The organism is Microbispora sp. NPDC004025 (assembly GCF_053604425.1).
This window is the reverse complement of sequence record NZ_JBSGHN010000003.1, coordinates 528,088-543,347: the sequence shown is the minus strand read 5'-3', so window position 1 is coordinate 543,347 and position 15,260 is coordinate 528,088. Positions and strand designations below refer to the sequence as shown.

Below are 15,260 nucleotides of genomic sequence, written 5' to 3'. Positions count from 1 at the left end.
CCCGCGATGCCCTGTGCCCGCGATGCCCTGTGCCCGCGATGCCCTGTGCCCGCGATGCCCTGTGCCCGCGATGCCCTGTGCCCGCGATGCCCTGTGCCCGCGATGCCCTGTGCGCGAGAGCGCCGGGATCGTCAGCGGCTCGCGCGCTTCTCGATCACCTTCGCCGTGTTGTCGCGGAAGGCGCCGCTGATCGGCCCGAGGTTCGTGTCGCCCGTCTCCGGTGTGTGGCCGTCCGCGTAGGTGGCGTAGCTGAACACGATGTAGCGGCCCCACACCATGCCCGCGGCGTAGCCACCGGAGATCGACACCTTGTCCGCGCGGCTCTTCTTGTCGCCGTCGAGGCCGCGGAACCAGACGTTCGTACCGAGGTTCTTCGTCTGGTCGACCGCGAGGGCCTCGGTCTTGCCGGGGAGCACGGCGATGCCCGTGGTCACGGCGTACTGGCGCTTGCCGTCGACGTACGTCGCCCTGAGCACCCTGCGGCACTGCTGCTCGGTGAGGGCCTGCGCGAACGCGCCCGCCGCCGCCTTGCCGCAGTCGTCGGTCACGTCGACCTTGACGCGGCGGTACGTCCGCCCGGCCAGCGTCACCTTCTCGTCCGGGAACGCCTCTTCCGACTTGAGGGTCTTGGGGTCGGTCTGTTCCGAGTCGAGGATCGCGGAGGCGACCGTGGAGCTCGGCTGCGGCTCGTCGGAGGGGGGCGCGGTGGTGGCCGCCGGTGTGCGGGCGGCCTGGTCGCCGCCGGGTTCGCCGGAGTACGCGAAGTAGGCGGCGGTGCCGATCGCCCCCACGACGACCACCGCTCCGGCGGCCATCAGGATGCGCTTGACCTTCCCGCCGGACGGAGGAGCTCCGGTGGAGCCCAGCGTCGCCGGGAGGTTGCCCTGGGGGGAGGACGGATCCGGCCCGAATCCGGGCGGAGGCGCCGGCTTGCCCGCCTTGGCGGGCGTCACCGGCGTGAACGCGAACGGGGTGTCGTCGGTCGGCTGCGAGGGCGAACCGGTCGTGGGAGAGGTTGTCGCCATCTGTCCTGAGGTGGGGTTGGGGGAGTCCGCCCCGTCGGCGCCGTCGCTCGCGGACGGGCCCGTGGGCGGCGTGTCGGATGACGCCGCGCCCGGGGGCACGGCGAATGGCGGGACCCCCGTAGAGGACGCCTCGGACGGTGCCTGGGACGCCGCGTCGGCCGGCGTCTCGTCCTGTGTCCCCAGTGGTGTCCCGGACGGTGCGCTGTCCTGCGCCTGACTCGGGGCGCTCGATGTGTGCGGGTGCGGCGGCGGGAGCAGCGGCTGTGTCGTCCTGTCGGGAGACGCCGGCTGCGGCCCGCCGTGCGCGGTGCTCGGCTCGGGGTACGCCGGAGGGCGGTCCGGTTCGTGTGGTGCGCCGGGTGCCTGGAACCCCTCGGCCGGCGTCACCGCATGGGCGATCTCGGTTCCGAAGCCCGCGGGCGGCCCGGCAGGGCCCGGCGGGGGAGGATACGGCGCCGGCGCGCCCGGTGGCGGGACGCTCTCTCCGGGAACGTCCCGGGGCGGATCGCCGGGTCCGGGCACCCCGGTCGCCGAGGGCTCTCCGGCCGACCACTCCGTGGGAGCGGCGAGCGGCTCCTCACCCGGCCGCGCGTACGGGTCGGGGTCGCCCCCGGCGTCGGGGTGCCGGGTGGGGTCGCCCCCGGCGTCGGGGTGCCGGGTGGGGTCGTCCCCGCTCGCGCCGCCCGGGAGCGGTTGCCCGGCGGTATCACCGGTCCCGCCCGGTCCCTCGCCGGACGCGCTGCCCGCAGGCGCACCGGCGTGGTGCGGGGCATCCGCGGGCGTGCCGTCGCGATCGGGCGCGCCGGTGTGGCCGGGCGCGTCGCCCGATGTGCCGCCGGACGGGTCCGCGGACGCCTGCGCGGCGCCGTGCTCGTCCTGGTAGGCGTGCACAGGGGGCCAGGAAGTGCCCGCGGGCAGCTCTCCCTGCGGGTACGGCTCGCCCGGCAGCCGTGGCGGCCACACGGGGACGTCGCCGGGCTCGCCGGGACGGACCTGGTCCGGGAACGCGGCCCCCTGCGCGTCGGAGGGCTGCGGACCGGGCGCGAGCGGCGCCTGCGACGGGTCCGCCGGTGGATACCCCTGGTGGGGCGTCTGCGCCGGGGACCACGCCTCCCCCGCGGACGGCTGCCCCGCGGACAGAGGCCCTGCGGACGGCTGCCCCGCGACAGGGGCGGGCCCCCATTCGTGGAACGACGGCACGCCGGGCGCCGTCTCACCGGGCTGGGCGGACTGGGGACCGACCGCGTTCTCCTGGTCCGGGCCGTAGAGCACCGGTGCCGTGGGGGCGCCGCCGTGGTGCGGCCAGGCGGATCCCGCGGGGTCCTGCCACGGCTGCCCCGGGGATCCGTCGTACGGCTCCCCGGCGCCGGTCTGTCCAGCGCCGATCTGTCCAGCGCCGATCTGTCCAGCGCCGATCTGTCCAGCGCCGATCTGTCCCTGGGGGCCCGTGTCGTACGGCGAGGGGGACGCGCCGAAGGCGCCGGGAGCCGCCGGTTCGCCGGACGGCGGAGCCGGCCACGTCGTGGGGCCGGTGATGTCACCCGTCCCGGCAGGTACGTGACCCTGTGGCCACTGCGACCCGTCGCCCGAGTGGGGCCAGGAGCTCACGCCGGGGTGTGCCCCGGGCTGTCCACCTGGCTGTGCGCCGGGCTCGCCGCCCGGGGCCGGCCACGTCTGCGGGGCGCCGGGCGGGGGTGGCTCCTGCTGCCAGGGTTGAGGGGCCGCGCCGGCGGGTGGTTCCCAGGCAGGCCCCGGGGCGCCAGGAGGGGGTGGCTCCTGCTGCCACGATTGCGGCATGGGCGGTTCCCAGCCCGGCCCCACGGCGCCGGGCGGCTGCCATCCCTGTGCGTTCGGACCGGGCGGCGGCTGCCAGGCGGGGTTCGCTCCGTCCGCCGGGGGCTGCCAGGCCGGGTCCGCTCCGTCCGCCGGCGGCTGCCAGGTGTGCGGTCCCCCGCCGTACGCGGGCTGCGGTGGTGGAGGAGGTGGAGTCTGCGGGTACGCGGGGCCGCCCGCGCTCTGGCCGGGGTGCCAGGACGGCGGCCCGGGCTGCCAGGGCGGCGTTCCGGGACCCGGCGCCTGCTCCCAACGCGGGGCGTTCGGGTCCGCCGGCGGATGTCCGTAGGGGGCGGTGGGGCCGGCCCCCGCGTCAGGGCCCTCCTGCGCCCGGCCCACGGTGCCGGGGCCGGGCGGGGGCTGCCAGGCCACCACTCCCTGGCCCTCGGGCTGCCAGGGCGGCGTTCCGGGACCCGGCGCCTGTTCCCAACGCGGGGGGTTCGGATCGGCCGGGGGCTGCCAGGGGGGTCCGGCCGGGGCGGGTGGCTGCCACGCGGGCGGGCCGTACCCCGGCTGCCGCTGGTCGCCCTGGCCCGGCTGTGGCTGCCACGTGTGGACACCCTGGCCCTCCGGCGGCTGCCAGGTGTGCGGTCCCCCGCCGTACGCGGGCTGCGGAGGCACGGCGCCGGGATGCGGCTCGCCGGGCGCGGGCGAGCCGACGCCCTCGTCACCCGGCGGGCGCGGCGCGGGAAGGGACCTGGCGTCCCCGGGTACGCCGGAGGAGGGCGGCGGGGGACCGTACGCGGGAACGGCCCGGAATCTGTTGGTGCTCTCCGGGTCGTCGGCGGCCGGTTCCGGCGCCCTGAGACCGCCGGGGAGGCCGTACCTGGTCGGGTAGGGAACGGCGGGCGGCGCGGGCCGGTCCGCCGTGCCGGCGGCGTCCGGGGCCCAGGCCGTGCCGTCGTCCGCTGGGGGCTGCCCGAGTCCGGGCGCCGGGGTCTGCCCGAAGCTCGGGGGTGGCGTCGGAGGTGTCGCCGAGCCCTCGGCGTCCGCCTCACGGTGGGCCCACGCCGTTTCGTGTTCGTGCTCGGAGCCGGAATCCTTGCCACGCATAGCCGGAAGCGTAACGGCGTGGGCGCGATCGGCGTGCCCCTATGGGCGTTTCGGTCCGTGCCGCCCCAGCTCGCCCACCCGCTCCCACCTCAGCGAACGCCTGGCCTCAGCTGGGGCCACCGGTCAGCGAGCGGGTGTCGAGGGCAGGGAAAACAGTCGAGTCGGTGACGTCCACCGCGGCCTGGTAGAGCCGCTTCTGCTCGGTCTTGGTCGGTTTGTGGCCGTCCTTGAACTGGAACCAGAGCAGCACCGCGTAGTGGCCGTGGGTCCAGCCGCCCGCGTACGCCTCGCCCGTGCCGAGGTGCTTGCTGGCCTCGTCCTTGCCCGGCAGCGGCTTGAGGTAGTCCTTCCGCTCCCCGCCGCCTCCGGCGGAGGCGACCTTCTTCGCCGTGGCGGAGGTCCGCAGGTTGGCGACGCCCACGGTGCCGATGATCGTGCCCTTGGCGTCCGCGAAGCTCGCCCGCAGAAGCTGCGTGCATCCGCCCGCTTTGAGCGCCTTCGTGATTTTGTCGCCGGTGACGCCGTCCGCGCATTTCTTCTCCCTGCGGAAGACTGTGCGGACGTACGACCGCTTGTCCTTGAGGAATTTGCGCTTGGGGAACAACTCCCCGAGTGACAGCGGGCTTTTGTCGGTCGCCCGGGAGCCCGTGTAGCCGTACTTGCCGGAAGGGCCGTCGGGGACGAGCGGGGTGGACCGCTTGCTGGGCGCCGGAGCGGCGACCGGCGGCTTCTCGTTGCTCGCGGCGTACCACAGGCCGGTGAACAGCGCACCGATCAGGGCGAGCAAGCCGAGGCCGAGGGCCCAGGGGCGTCGCCACCAGGGGCCCTTCACGTCGGGATCCCACACGGGCTCCGGCGGCACGGGCACCCGCGGCTCCGTGGGCCGCCGCCGCGCGTCCCAGCCGTCACCCGGCTGACCGCCGGACGGGGGCGGGTAGGAGGGGCCCGGGCCAGGGCCCGAGGCGAGCTCCTCCACGCGGTGCGGGCCCTCCTGCTCATGCGGCCCGCGTCCGGCGTACGGCGGCTGCTCGGGCCGATAGGGCTGGTAGGGGGCCTGCTCGCGTTCGTATGGCGACTGCTCGCGGGCGTACGGCGACGGCTCACGCTGGTAGGGCGGCTGCTCGCGCTGGTAGGGCGGCTGGCCCCCGCCGTACGGGGGCGCGTCGCGACGGCCGGCGAGGGGCGAGTCGTCCCCGCCGGAGTACGGCGGCAGGTCCCGCCTGCGGGGGTCCGGAGGCTGGTGCGGCGGAGGTGGTTGCTGGTCGCCGGGGTAACCCATGGCGCTGAGATTAGTCGGCGTTTCGGACAGACGACGAAGGGTCAGGAATACCCGAAGTCCTCGGTCCACCACGGGCCGCCGTCGCCGGTGCTCACGCCGACCCCGGTCGCGACCAGGCGGCAGTCGAGCAGCGTGGCACGGTCGCTCCGCCCGGCCATCCAGCCGCGTACGACCGCCGCGGCGCTCTGGTAGCCCCTCGCGATCGTCTCGGCTCCGCCCTCGGAGTAGCCCGCCGCCCCCATGCGGTCCCAGGGCGTGGCTCCCCCGGGCGAGCTGTGCCGGAACAGCCCGCTCGACGCCATCTCCGCCGAGTGCGCGCGGGCGGACTCCACGAGGCGGGGGTCCACACGCAGGGGCCGGCAGCCGTGCTTGCGGCGCTCGGCGTTCACCAGGCGCACGACCTCGGCCTCCATCGAGGCGGCCCGCATCGCGTCGGCGTCGTACGCGCCGTCGCCTCCGTCCGCCCCGGGAGTGAGGACGCTGTACGGCGAGCCGCCGCCGGAGCCGTCGATCACAGTGGAGGGCGGCTGTTCCTTCCGGGGCCTGCGCTGCTGCGGCACCTCCCGGGGGGCGACCGGAGCCACGGTGCGCAGGACGTGGTCGAGGGTGGGCCGGTCGCGCGGCACCGTGCCCGGCGCGCTCGCGCGGGGGGACAGGGACGGCTCCGACTTGCGGAGATAAACCTCGTCGACCTCGCTCGACCCGGCGCTCATCCGGCCGATCACCACGCCGGTGAGCAGAATGGCGACGGCGCACGCCAGCAGACCCATCTGAGTCCCCCGCAGGGGGCCACGGAAGGTGTGATTTTTGTGAGGGGTCTGCCACATACCGCAGTCAAATATAGAGATCCCCGCCATGGGGATGAAGGGGCGATTGGGTATGGATTTGATGAACGTTCAAATGCGTCGTTCCAATGAGGGTCCCCGCTCGCTGTTTTGACCGGGCGGCATCGGGTCGGTAGTCTGCTAGTTCGTTGTGTGTGGATCGGTCTGTCCGCAGACCGGTGCACGGCGCGTCCGGCGTCTTCTCCCGTACATGTGGAGACGGAGGTTGTCGCCGTGCCTGCGCAACCTACCGAGAGTTCACATTTCCGACAGAAGGCACTGCCGTGCGCACGTTCTCACCGAAGCCCAACGACGTCGAACGTCAGTGGTACGTCATCGACGCGACCGACGTCGTGCTCGGCCGGCTGGCCAGTCATGTGGCGACCCTGCTTCGCGGGAAGCACAAGCCGATCTTCGCTCCGCATGTCGACACGGGTGACTTCGTCATCGTCATCAACGCCGACAAGATCGCCTTGACCGGCAACAAGCTCGAGCAGAAGAAGGCGTACCGCCACTCGGGTTACCCCGGCGGTCTGCGCGCCGTCTCCTACGGCGAGCTCATGGAGAAGCGTCCGGACCGGGCCGTGGAGAAGGCCGTCCGGGGCATGCTTCCCAAGAACGCTCTCGGCCGGAAGATGGCCAAGAAGCTCAAGGTCTACGCCGGCGGCGAGCACCCGCACCAGGCCCAGCAGCCGGTGCCGTTCCAGATCACCCAGATCGCCCAGTAATCGCGAGCCAGGAAAGTTAAGAGGAGAACCGTGGCCGAGCCCACCGGTATCGAGACGCTCGTCGAGGGCGAGCCGGAAGACTACACCGCGGAGGAGTTCCCCTCCGAGTACACCACCGAGTCGGCCCCCGCCGGCGACGGCGCCGTCCGCAAGCCCGTCACCACGGGCAACTCGTACGGCACCGGCCGCCGCAAGGAGGCCATCGCCCGGGTTCGCATCGTGCCGGGCACCGGCAAGTGGACGATCAACGGCCGCTCGCTGGACAGCTACTTCCCGAACAAGGTCCACCAGCAGCTGATCAACGAGCCGTTCGTCGTGCTCGGCGCCGAGGACGCGTTCGACGTCATCGCCCGCATCGACGGCGGCGGCGTGACCGGCCAGGCCGGCGCGCTGCGCATGGGCCTGTCCCGCGCGCTCGCCGCGCTGGACGCCGAGGTCAACCGCCCGCCGCTGAAGAAGGCCGGCTTCCTCACCCGTGACGCCCGCGCCACGGAGCGGAAGAAGTACGGCCTCAAGAAGGCCCGCAAGGCTCCTCAGTACAGCAAGCGTTAATGTCGGGGGAGCCCGTAGGCGCCTCCTCGCGGGGGCGCCTCTTCGGCACCGACGGGGTACGTGGGGTCGCCGGGCGCGACCTCACCGCGGAGCTGGCCATGGACCTGTCCGTGGCCGCCGCGCACGTGCTCGGCGATGCCGGGGCGTTCCACGCGAGCGTCGGGCGGCGCGGCCGCCCGATCGCCGTCGTAGGCCGGGACCCGCGTGCTTCAGGTGAATTCCTGGAGGCCGCAGTGGTCGCCGGCCTCGCGTCGTCAGGCGTGGACGTCCTGCGGCTCGGCGTGCTGCCCACCCCGGCGGTCGCGTATCTGACCAACGCGCTGGGCGCCGACCTCGGCGTCATGCTCTCCGCGTCGCACAACCCCGCGCCGGACAACGGCATCAAGTTCTTCACCCGCGGCGGCTACAAGCTGCCCGACGCGGTGGAGAACGAGATCGAGCAGCGGCTCGGGGAGAAGTGGAACCGCCCGGTGGGCGCGTCCGTCGGCCGGGTCCGGGAGGCGTACGGCGAGGCCGACCGGTACGTCGCGCACCTGCTGACCACCCTGCCCCACGGCCTCGACGGGCTGCGCGTCGTCATCGACTGCGCGCACGGCGCCGCGCACATGGTCGCCCCGGAGGCGCTGCTGCGCGCCGGCGCGATCGTGGAGACCATCGGCGCCGCCCCGGACGGGTTGAACATCAACGACGGCGTGGGCTCGACCCACCTGACGCCCCTGCGGGAGGCCGTCGTCGCGCGCGGCGCCGACCTGGGCATCGCCTACGACGGCGACGCCGACCGCTGCCTCGCGGTCACCGGTACGGGCGAAGAGGTCGACGGCGACCAGATCATGGCGATCCTGGCCCTGTCGATGCAGGCCGACGGCCGCCTCGCCAAGGACACGGTCGTGGCGACGGTCATGTCCAACCTGGGGTTCAAGATCGCCCTGCGGGAGGCCGGCCTGTCCGTGGTGGAGACCGCGGTCGGCGACCGGTACGTCCTGGAGGCGATGCAGGACGGCGGCTACACCCTGGGCGGCGAGCAGTCCGGTCACGTGATCATGCTGGATCACGCCACGACCGGGGACGGCCTGCTCACCTCGCTGCACCTGATGGCCGAGGTGGCCCGGCAGGGCCGCTCCCTCACCGACCTCGCCGCGGTGATGACCAAGCTGCCGCAGGTGCTCGTCAACGTCCGGGACGTGGCGAAGTCGAAGGCGTCCGCGCCCGAGCTGCGGGCGGCGGTGGCCGAGGCCGAGGCGGAGCTCGGGGAGACCGGCCGGGTGCTGATCCGGCCGAGCGGAACCGAGCCCATGATCCGGGTCATGGTCGAGGCCGCGTCGCACGACCAGGCCAAGGCCGTGGCGGACCGCCTCGCGGAGGTCGTCCGTACGGTCTGCGTCTGACGCCGCACGCGTCACGACTCCTGAGGACCCCGCCGGGCGCGTGCCCGGCGGGGTTCCTTATTGGGAGCCCTTCTCATTTGCGTAATGTGCGCGTAACACTGATGCATGTCTTGTTTGACCGGTGTCCGGTCGGATGCGTTAAGGGGCCGTGAAAGGGAATCGGACGCGCTGCGCGCACTGATTGACCGGGCCAGAACCGGTGTGGGCGGATGCCTGCTCCTCCTGGGCGGACCGGGTGCGGGAAAGACCGCGCTGCTCGACCTCGCCGCCGCGCACGCGGCCACCGGCGCCCCCGACGAGCCGGGGTTCCTCGTGCTCCGCACCCGGGGCGTCGCAGGTGAGACCCACCTGCCGTACGCCGGGCTGCACGCCCTGCTCCGCCCGATCGCCGACCGGCTGGACACGTCGGCGGCCGATACGCGGGTGCTCGCCGACGCGCTGCGGACCGGCGCCGACGCGGGCGGCCTGGCGCTGCCGGCCGCGCTGCTGCGGCTCCTGCAGGCCGCCGGACGCCCGGTGCTGGTGTGCGCCGACGACATCCAGTGGCTCGACGCTCCCAGCCGGGAGGCGATCTGCTTCGTGGCCCGCCGGGTGGGGACGGTCCCCGTCGCCGTGCTGCTGGCCTCCGCGGAGCCCGGCACCGCCCCCGGCGACCTGCCGCCGCTTCCGCTCACCCCGCTCGACGAGAGGGCGTCGCGGCAGGTGCTCGACGACCTCGTCCCCGGAGGTCTGTCGGGAGACCTGCGTACGGCGCTGGTCCGGGCGGCCCGGGGCAACCCGCTCGCGCTGGCGGAACTCGCCGGTGCGCTGACCCACGAGCACCGCAAGGGCGCGGCGCCGCCACCCGAGGCGCCGCCGCGCGGCGGCCGTCTGTGGCGGGCGTACGCCGACCGGCTCCGCGGCCTGCCCGCCGACACCGCCGACCTCGTCCTGCTGATCGCGGCCGATCCCGGCATCGACGCGGTCACGCTGACGCGCGCGGCGGAGGCGCGGTCCGGACTGGCGGCCCTGGAGACGGCGGAGGCCGCGGGCGTCGTGGTCGAGCTGCCGGACGGCGGCTTCGACCTCGCCGACCCGCTCCTGCGCCACGTGGCCTACGCCGAGGCGTCCCTCGCTCGACGGCGGGCCGCCCACCGCCTGCTCGCGAGCCTTCTCGACGATGATCCCGGCGATGTTTCCGGTGACGCTCCCGGCGGTGCTCGCGGCGGTGCTTCCGGCGGGGAACGCCGGCGGCTGCGGCGGGCGTGGCATCGTGCCGCCGCCCTCGACGGTTCCGCGCGCGAGCTTGCCGAGGATCTCGTACGGGCGCTGGCGGCGATGCCGAAGGCGACGACGGCGGCCTTCCCGGAACCGTTCCGCGTCCTCGAACGGGCGGCCGAGCTCACCGGGCACGGCGAGGCCAAGGCCGCACGGATGGCGGCCGCCGCCCAGCACGCCTGGCAGGCGGGACAGCCGCAGCGGGCGAGGTCGCTGCTGTCCAGGGTCGACACGCTCGCGGCCGGCGCCGAGGTGCGCGGCCGGGCCGAGCTGCTCAGGGGCAGCCTGGAGCTGCGGGCGGGCAAGACCGACAGCGCCTGCGACACGCTGCTCGCCGCCGCGGAGCGGCTGCTGCGCACCGACCGCGAGCAGGCCGTACGCGCGCTGGTCCGGGCGGGCGAGGCGAGCTACCTGGCGGGGGACAACCGGCGGTTCCTGACGATCGCCCGGCGCGCCGAGACGCTGCGGCGGCCCGACGACGCCCACCTCACGCGCATGGCTCTGGAGTATCTTGAGGGCATGGCCGCGACGTTCCGCGGCAGGCATCTGGAGGCGACCACCTCCCTGCGCCGCGTCGCCACCGGGGTGATGGCGCCGTCCTCGGCCGGCAGTCCCTCGGCGCTCGTGTGGGGCGGCGTGGCGAACCTCCTGCTCGGCAACGGCGCCGCCGCGCTCACCCTGACCACCCGGGCGGTCGAGGTCGCGCGCGCCCACGGCGCGGTCGCCAGCATGCCGCAGATGCTGGAGATCCATATCCAGGCCCAGCAGTGGATGGGCCGTTACGACGCGGTGGCGGCCAACGCCATGGACGGCCTGCGCCTGGCGCAGGAGACGGGCCGCGCCGTCAGCGGTGCGCAGCACCTGGCCTGGCTCGCCTTCACCGCCGCCGTCGAGGGCGACGAGGAGACGTGCGCCCTGCGGGCGGCGCGCGCCGTCGAACTCGCCGCGGCCCACGGCGTCAGCGTGGCCGAGGCGCTCGGCACGCTCGCCCTGGCCCATCTGGACGTCGCGGCCAACCGGCACGCCGACGCGGTGAACCGCCTGCGCGTGGTGGCCCGTACGGGAGACCCCCTCGTCGTCCGGGTGATGGCGACGCCGCTGCTCGTCGAGAGCGCCGTACGGACGGGGGACGTCGCGCAGGCGCGGGACGCGCTGGTCGTGCTGGAACGCTGGGCGGACAGCACCCGCGACCCCGACCGGCTGGCACTGGCGGCCCGATGTCACGCGCTGCTGGCGCCTCCGGACGAGGCCGGGGAGCGTTTCGCCCAGGCGCTGGAACTGCACCGCCAGGGATCGTGCGCGTTCGAGACCGCGCGCACGCGGCTGTTGTACGGCGGCATGCTGCGGCGGTCGCGCCGCCCGGGCGCCGCCCGCGAGCACCTGCACGGCGCGCTGGAGACGTTCGACCGGTACGGCGCCCGCATGTGGAGCGCGCACGCCCGCGCGGAGCTGCGGGCGGCGGGGGAGTCGGTGCGGCCCTCGGGCTCCCGTTCCGAGGCCGGCCGGCTGCTCACGGCGCAGCAGTTCCGGATCGCCACCCTGGTGGCGGAGGGCGCGACGAACCGGGAGGTGGCGGCCCGGCTGTTCATCAGCCCGCGCACCGTGGAGCATCACCTGCGGAACATCTTCGCCAGGCTCGGCGTGCGCTCCCGGGTCGAACTGGCCCGCCTGCTGCCGTGAACCGGCCGCCGAGAGCCGTGATATCCAGTTCTTCCCAGTGCCCACCCCCGGAACCGGGGTCCCGAGGGCCGACCGACGATGAACAAGGATCACGCAGTGACGCTTGAAGCCCAGCGCGCGCACATTCTCTCGGGCCGGATGTACAACGACCTCACCGACGAACTCGTCGAGGCGCGCCGGCGCGCCGTGCTGCTGACCACCGAATACAACAACAGTTTCGGGCGGCCGCAGCAGGACCGCGAGGCGATCTTGCGCCGCCTGCTGCGCCAGGTCGGACAGGACTGCCACTTCGAGCCGACGTTCCGCTGCGAGTTCGGTTTCAACATCAGCATCGGTGACCACTTCTACGCCAACTTCGACTGCGTCATGCTCGACGGCGGGGGCATCACCATCGGCCACCACGTGCTGTTCGGTCCCCGCGTCGGCATCTACACCAGCAACCACGCCATCGACGCCGGTGAACGCGCGGCCGGCGCCTGTTACGCCAAGCCGGTGACGATCGGAGACCACGTCTGGATCGGCGGTGGCGTCACCATCAATCAGGGCGTGACGATCGGCGACAACACGATCATCGGTTCCGGCAGCGTGGTCACCCGCTCGATCCCCTCCGGCGTCATCGCCGTCGGATCCCCCGCGCGGGTGCTGCGGACGATCACCGAGGCGGACAAGAGCGGCTACCGGCCCTGACCTCCGGGACCGGCTCTCCGGTGGGCGCCGCCTCAGGGCCGGTGGTCTGCCGGGGACCGCCCGTGGTCGGCGGGGACCGGTGATTTCACCGATGCGCGTACGGGGCTGACGGCGCGACAGTGACGGCGGTCAGACCGTTCGCGGGAACCGGCCCGCGTGCCCGTTCCCACTCCTACCCCCCAAGGAGTGCACCGACGTGCCGACACACCCCCCAACCCCATTCCTGCACCGGACGTCCTCCGTGGTCACGACGCTTGCGCTCGTCGTGCTGCTCGCGCTGGCCGGCGGTCTCCTCACCGCTCCCGCCGCCCACGCCGCCGTACACGGCCCGGACCCGACGGACGCGCTCCTGGAGGCGTCGCGCGGGCCGTACGCGACCGCGCAGACCGACGTGTCGTCGTTGTCCGTGAGCGGCTTCGGCGGCGGAACCATCTACTACCCGACCACCACGTCCGAGGGGACGTTCGGCGGCGTGGCCATCGCCCCCGGCTACACGGCCGACAAGTCCAGCCTCGCCTGGCTGGCCGCCCGGCTCGCCTCGCACGGCTTCGTGGTGTTCAACATCGATACGCTGACGCGGCTCGACCAGCCCGACAGCCGGGGCCGGCAGCTGCTGGCCGCGCTCGACTACCTGACCGAGCGCAGCTCGGTCCGCGGCCGCGTGGACGCGACCAGGCTCGGCGTCATGGGCCACTCGATGGGCGGCGGCGGCACACTCGAGGCCGTCGACGACCGGCCGTCCCTGCGGGCCGCCGTCCCGCTGACCCCGTGGAACCTCGACAAGACCTGGTCGGGCGTCCGGACGCCCACGCTGATCATCGGCGCCGAGGCCGACACCGTCGCGCCGGTCGCCTCGCACTCCGTGCCGTTCTACACCAGCCTGCCCTCGTCGCTCGACAAGGCGTACCTGGAGCTGAACGGCGCCACCCACTTCGCCCCGAACACGACCAACACCACCATCGGCAAGTACGCCGTGGCCTGGATGAAGCGGTTCGTCGACGACGACGTCCGCTACGACCGCTTCCTGTGCCCCGGCCCCGGCAGGAGCCTGGCCGTCGAGGAGTACCGCAGCACCTGCCCCTTCTGACGCCTCTCACGACGACGGCGGCCGCCCTCTCTGGCGGCCGCCGTCACGAAGTCATTCGTGCGCTTTGAGCTGTCCGTCCAGCGTCCATATCCCGACTTCGACGCCGGCCACGCGTCGCCTGTACATCTCCCGCTCGGTCAGAATGCACAGGTCGCCGAGGCCGAGCCCGCTCATCGCGTGGTCCGCCAGTGCGATCCCCGTACCGCCGCCTCCAAGGAGCTCGCGGAGAAAGGGCTCGCCCCATTCCACTGTGTGCAGCACCCACGGCGCCTCGCCTCTGATCACTAGGTCAAGAAGCGCATGAAGCTTCTTGGCTCGGTCACGCCGGTCGTGTCCGTTTCCTAGCTGTGCGATGTGGTTGCCGGTCTCGATGACCGCGGTGACGGGCAGGATAAGATCGCATTGTCGGCTCTTCAGCCGCAGTTTCTCCCTGATCTCCTGCTGATGCTGGTTTTTGCCCGGTACGTCGAGGAGATTGCACAGGATCGACGTGTCCACGAATTCCACACGCCGGGCCATGATCACCCGATTCCCATGAGGCGGTCGAACTCCGAGAAATCGCTGCGCCGTTCCTCGCTCAATAACCCCGCTGTCACGACGGACCCGAGGTCGCCTTGGGCCATCAGCCGGGGATATCCGTCCAGTTCGGGTAGCGGTGTGAGCGTCGACTGCTGCGTCTGCGGGTCCCGCGAACAGACGACGACGGACTTGTGGTCCTCGGCGGACAGTCCCGACAGGAGGGCTGGACTGTGCGTGGTGAAAAGCACCTGTGCGCCGTCGTTCCTGACCGCCCTGCGTACGAGATCGAGAGCTTTGCCCGCCTGCGAGGGATGCAGGCCGTTCTCCAACTCCTCGATCACCACAGTCACAGGGCGTTCGCGGTTCGACATGCCACCCAGATCCACGTCCCGGCCACGAGTGATCAAAGTGGTCGCGATGGCCATGAAGCGCAGAAGACCATCGCTCATCTCCCGGGCGGGAGTGACGGCCCGGCCTTCGCGGAGTGCGAGCATGACGTCGTTCAGGTCGGACCGGATGACCTCGATGCCCGTCACCTCATGTTCCACGAGATCCCGAACGAGTTCGACCAATTGCGCGAACTGATCAGGGTCGCGCTCCGCCATCTGACCGATCACGGCCGAGAGGTTCTCGCCGGTGCGCCGCAGCCGTACGTCACGCCCTGGCACGTACTGCCGCATCAGGTGGGGCACGGGGTCGAGATGGAAGACGCCCTGGAGCGCTTGCACCAAATCCTTGGCCGCCTGGACCACGTGTCGTTCGGTTTCGGTGTCCTGGGCCAGCCGGAGCGGAATCTGCGACGTGAGCAGTCGGGTCGCACGGAAGGACGCCACTCGGCCCCGTCCTCGGGTTCCCCGGTACCACGTTGCGTCGATGCTTCCGTTTTCCGGGGCCGGGTCACGGGTTGTGAGCAGTTTGTGCCAGATTCTGGAGGAGGGGTCCTTTGTGTTGCGTAGTCTGCCGGACACGCCCGACAGCGTCTCGCTGACGATCGCCGGTTCCGGCCGCACCTGCACGGTCACATCGAGATCGATGAGGGCGTAGCCGCTGCCGGCCCGTTCGGGCGACAGGACCGTGCAGCCAAGGCGGAAGCGGTCGTTTCCGTGTGGGGGACAGCCTTCGATTCCTCCTCGGAGCGGTCCCTCGTCGCCTCGGCGGCTGTCGAGGGCCTCCACGAGGTCAGCGCCCGTCGCCAGCCGGGAAAGCACCTCCAGCCCGTCGAGGGCATTGGACTTGCCACTGCTGTTGCGCCCGATGAGCACGGTCATGCCGCCCAACCGCATTACCGAGGCGTCGCGGAAGGACTTGAACTCCGTGAGGCGAAGTTGCGCCAGGCGCGGTCCCATACGTC

At 72.9% G+C, this 15,260-nt stretch carries 11 protein-coding genes; 7 read left to right on the top strand and 4 right to left on the bottom strand.

Annotated features, from left to right (window positions below; genetic code table 11):
- Nucleotides 1–1,415 precede the first annotated feature (1,415 nt).
- Entirely contained in the window at nt 1,416–4,079 is a 2,664-nt protein-coding gene (locus ACWEQG_RS10595; protein ID WP_452283931.1) for a pentapeptide repeat-containing protein, read from the top strand.
- Here the strand turns inward: ACWEQG_RS10595 and ACWEQG_RS10590 are convergent.
- Both ACWEQG_RS10590 and ACWEQG_RS10585 read right to left on the bottom strand, forming a co-directional pair.
- Entirely contained in the window at nt 4,018–5,190 is a 1,173-nt protein-coding gene (locus tag ACWEQG_RS10590; protein ID WP_452283623.1) for a hypothetical protein, read from the bottom strand. The two genes, ACWEQG_RS10595 and ACWEQG_RS10590, sit on opposite strands and share 62 nt — an antisense overlap.
- Nucleotides 5,191–5,231: 41 nt before the next feature.
- Entirely contained in the window at nt 5,232–5,960 is a 729-nt protein-coding gene (locus tag ACWEQG_RS10585; RefSeq protein WP_363468972.1) for a CAP domain-containing protein, read from the bottom strand.
- A 338-nt stretch (nt 5,961–6,298) separates the two neighbouring features.
- Between ACWEQG_RS10585 and rplM the strand changes: the two genes are divergently transcribed.
- The 6 genes from rplM to ACWEQG_RS10555 all read left to right on the top strand — a co-directional run bounded on the left by rplM (nt 6,299) and on the right by ACWEQG_RS10555 (nt 13,390).
- The gene (gene rplM / locus ACWEQG_RS10580; RefSeq protein ID WP_363468970.1) at nt 6,299–6,742 is read left to right on the top strand and encodes a 50S ribosomal protein L13; all 444 of its coding nucleotides are present in this window, start codon (nt 6,299–6,301) and stop codon (nt 6,740–6,742) included.
- Between the two features lie 30 nt (nt 6,743–6,772).
- Nucleotides 6,773–7,294 (top strand): 30S ribosomal protein S9, encoded by a 522-nt coding sequence (gene rpsI, locus ACWEQG_RS10575; RefSeq protein ID WP_169985190.1) that lies wholly within the window; start codon nt 6,773–6,775, stop codon nt 7,292–7,294.
- The gene (gene glmM, locus ACWEQG_RS10570; RefSeq protein WP_452283621.1) at nt 7,294–8,679 is read left to right on the top strand and encodes a phosphoglucosamine mutase; all 1,386 of its coding nucleotides are present in this window, start codon (nt 7,294–7,296) and stop codon (nt 8,677–8,679) included. Before rpsI ends, glmM begins: the two co-directional genes overlap by 1 nt.
- A gap of 105 nt (nt 8,680–8,784) precedes the next feature.
- Nucleotides 8,785–11,616, top strand: coding sequence for an AAA family ATPase (locus ACWEQG_RS10565; RefSeq protein WP_452283619.1), 2,832 nt, complete (start codon nt 8,785–8,787; stop codon nt 11,614–11,616).
- 96 nt (nt 11,617–11,712) lie between these two features.
- On the top strand, nt 11,713–12,303 hold the full coding sequence (locus ACWEQG_RS10560; RefSeq protein ID WP_452283617.1) for a sugar O-acetyltransferase: 591 nt from the start codon (nt 11,713–11,715) through the stop codon (nt 12,301–12,303).
- A gap of 241 nt (nt 12,304–12,544) precedes the next feature.
- Complete coding sequence (locus ACWEQG_RS10555; RefSeq protein ID WP_452283615.1) at nt 12,545–13,390, top strand: alpha/beta hydrolase family protein; 846 nt, start codon at nt 12,545–12,547, stop codon at nt 13,388–13,390.
- A gap of 51 nt (nt 13,391–13,441) precedes the next feature.
- On the opposite strand, the gene ACWEQG_RS10550 is transcribed toward ACWEQG_RS10555, so the two are convergent.
- Both ACWEQG_RS10550 and ACWEQG_RS10545 read right to left on the bottom strand, forming a co-directional pair.
- A complete protein-coding gene (locus tag ACWEQG_RS10550) occupies nt 13,442–13,897 on the bottom strand; it encodes a hypothetical protein (RefSeq protein WP_452283613.1) in 456 nt (151 codons plus the stop codon).
- A 14-nt stretch (nt 13,898–13,911) separates the two neighbouring features.
- Nucleotides 13,912–15,255 carry an AAA family ATPase gene (locus tag ACWEQG_RS10545; RefSeq protein WP_452283611.1) on the bottom strand — a complete coding sequence of 448 codons (1,344 nt, stop codon included), beginning with the start codon at nt 15,253–15,255 and terminating at the stop codon, nt 13,912–13,914.
- Between the last annotated feature and the right edge of the window lie 5 nt (nt 15,256–15,260).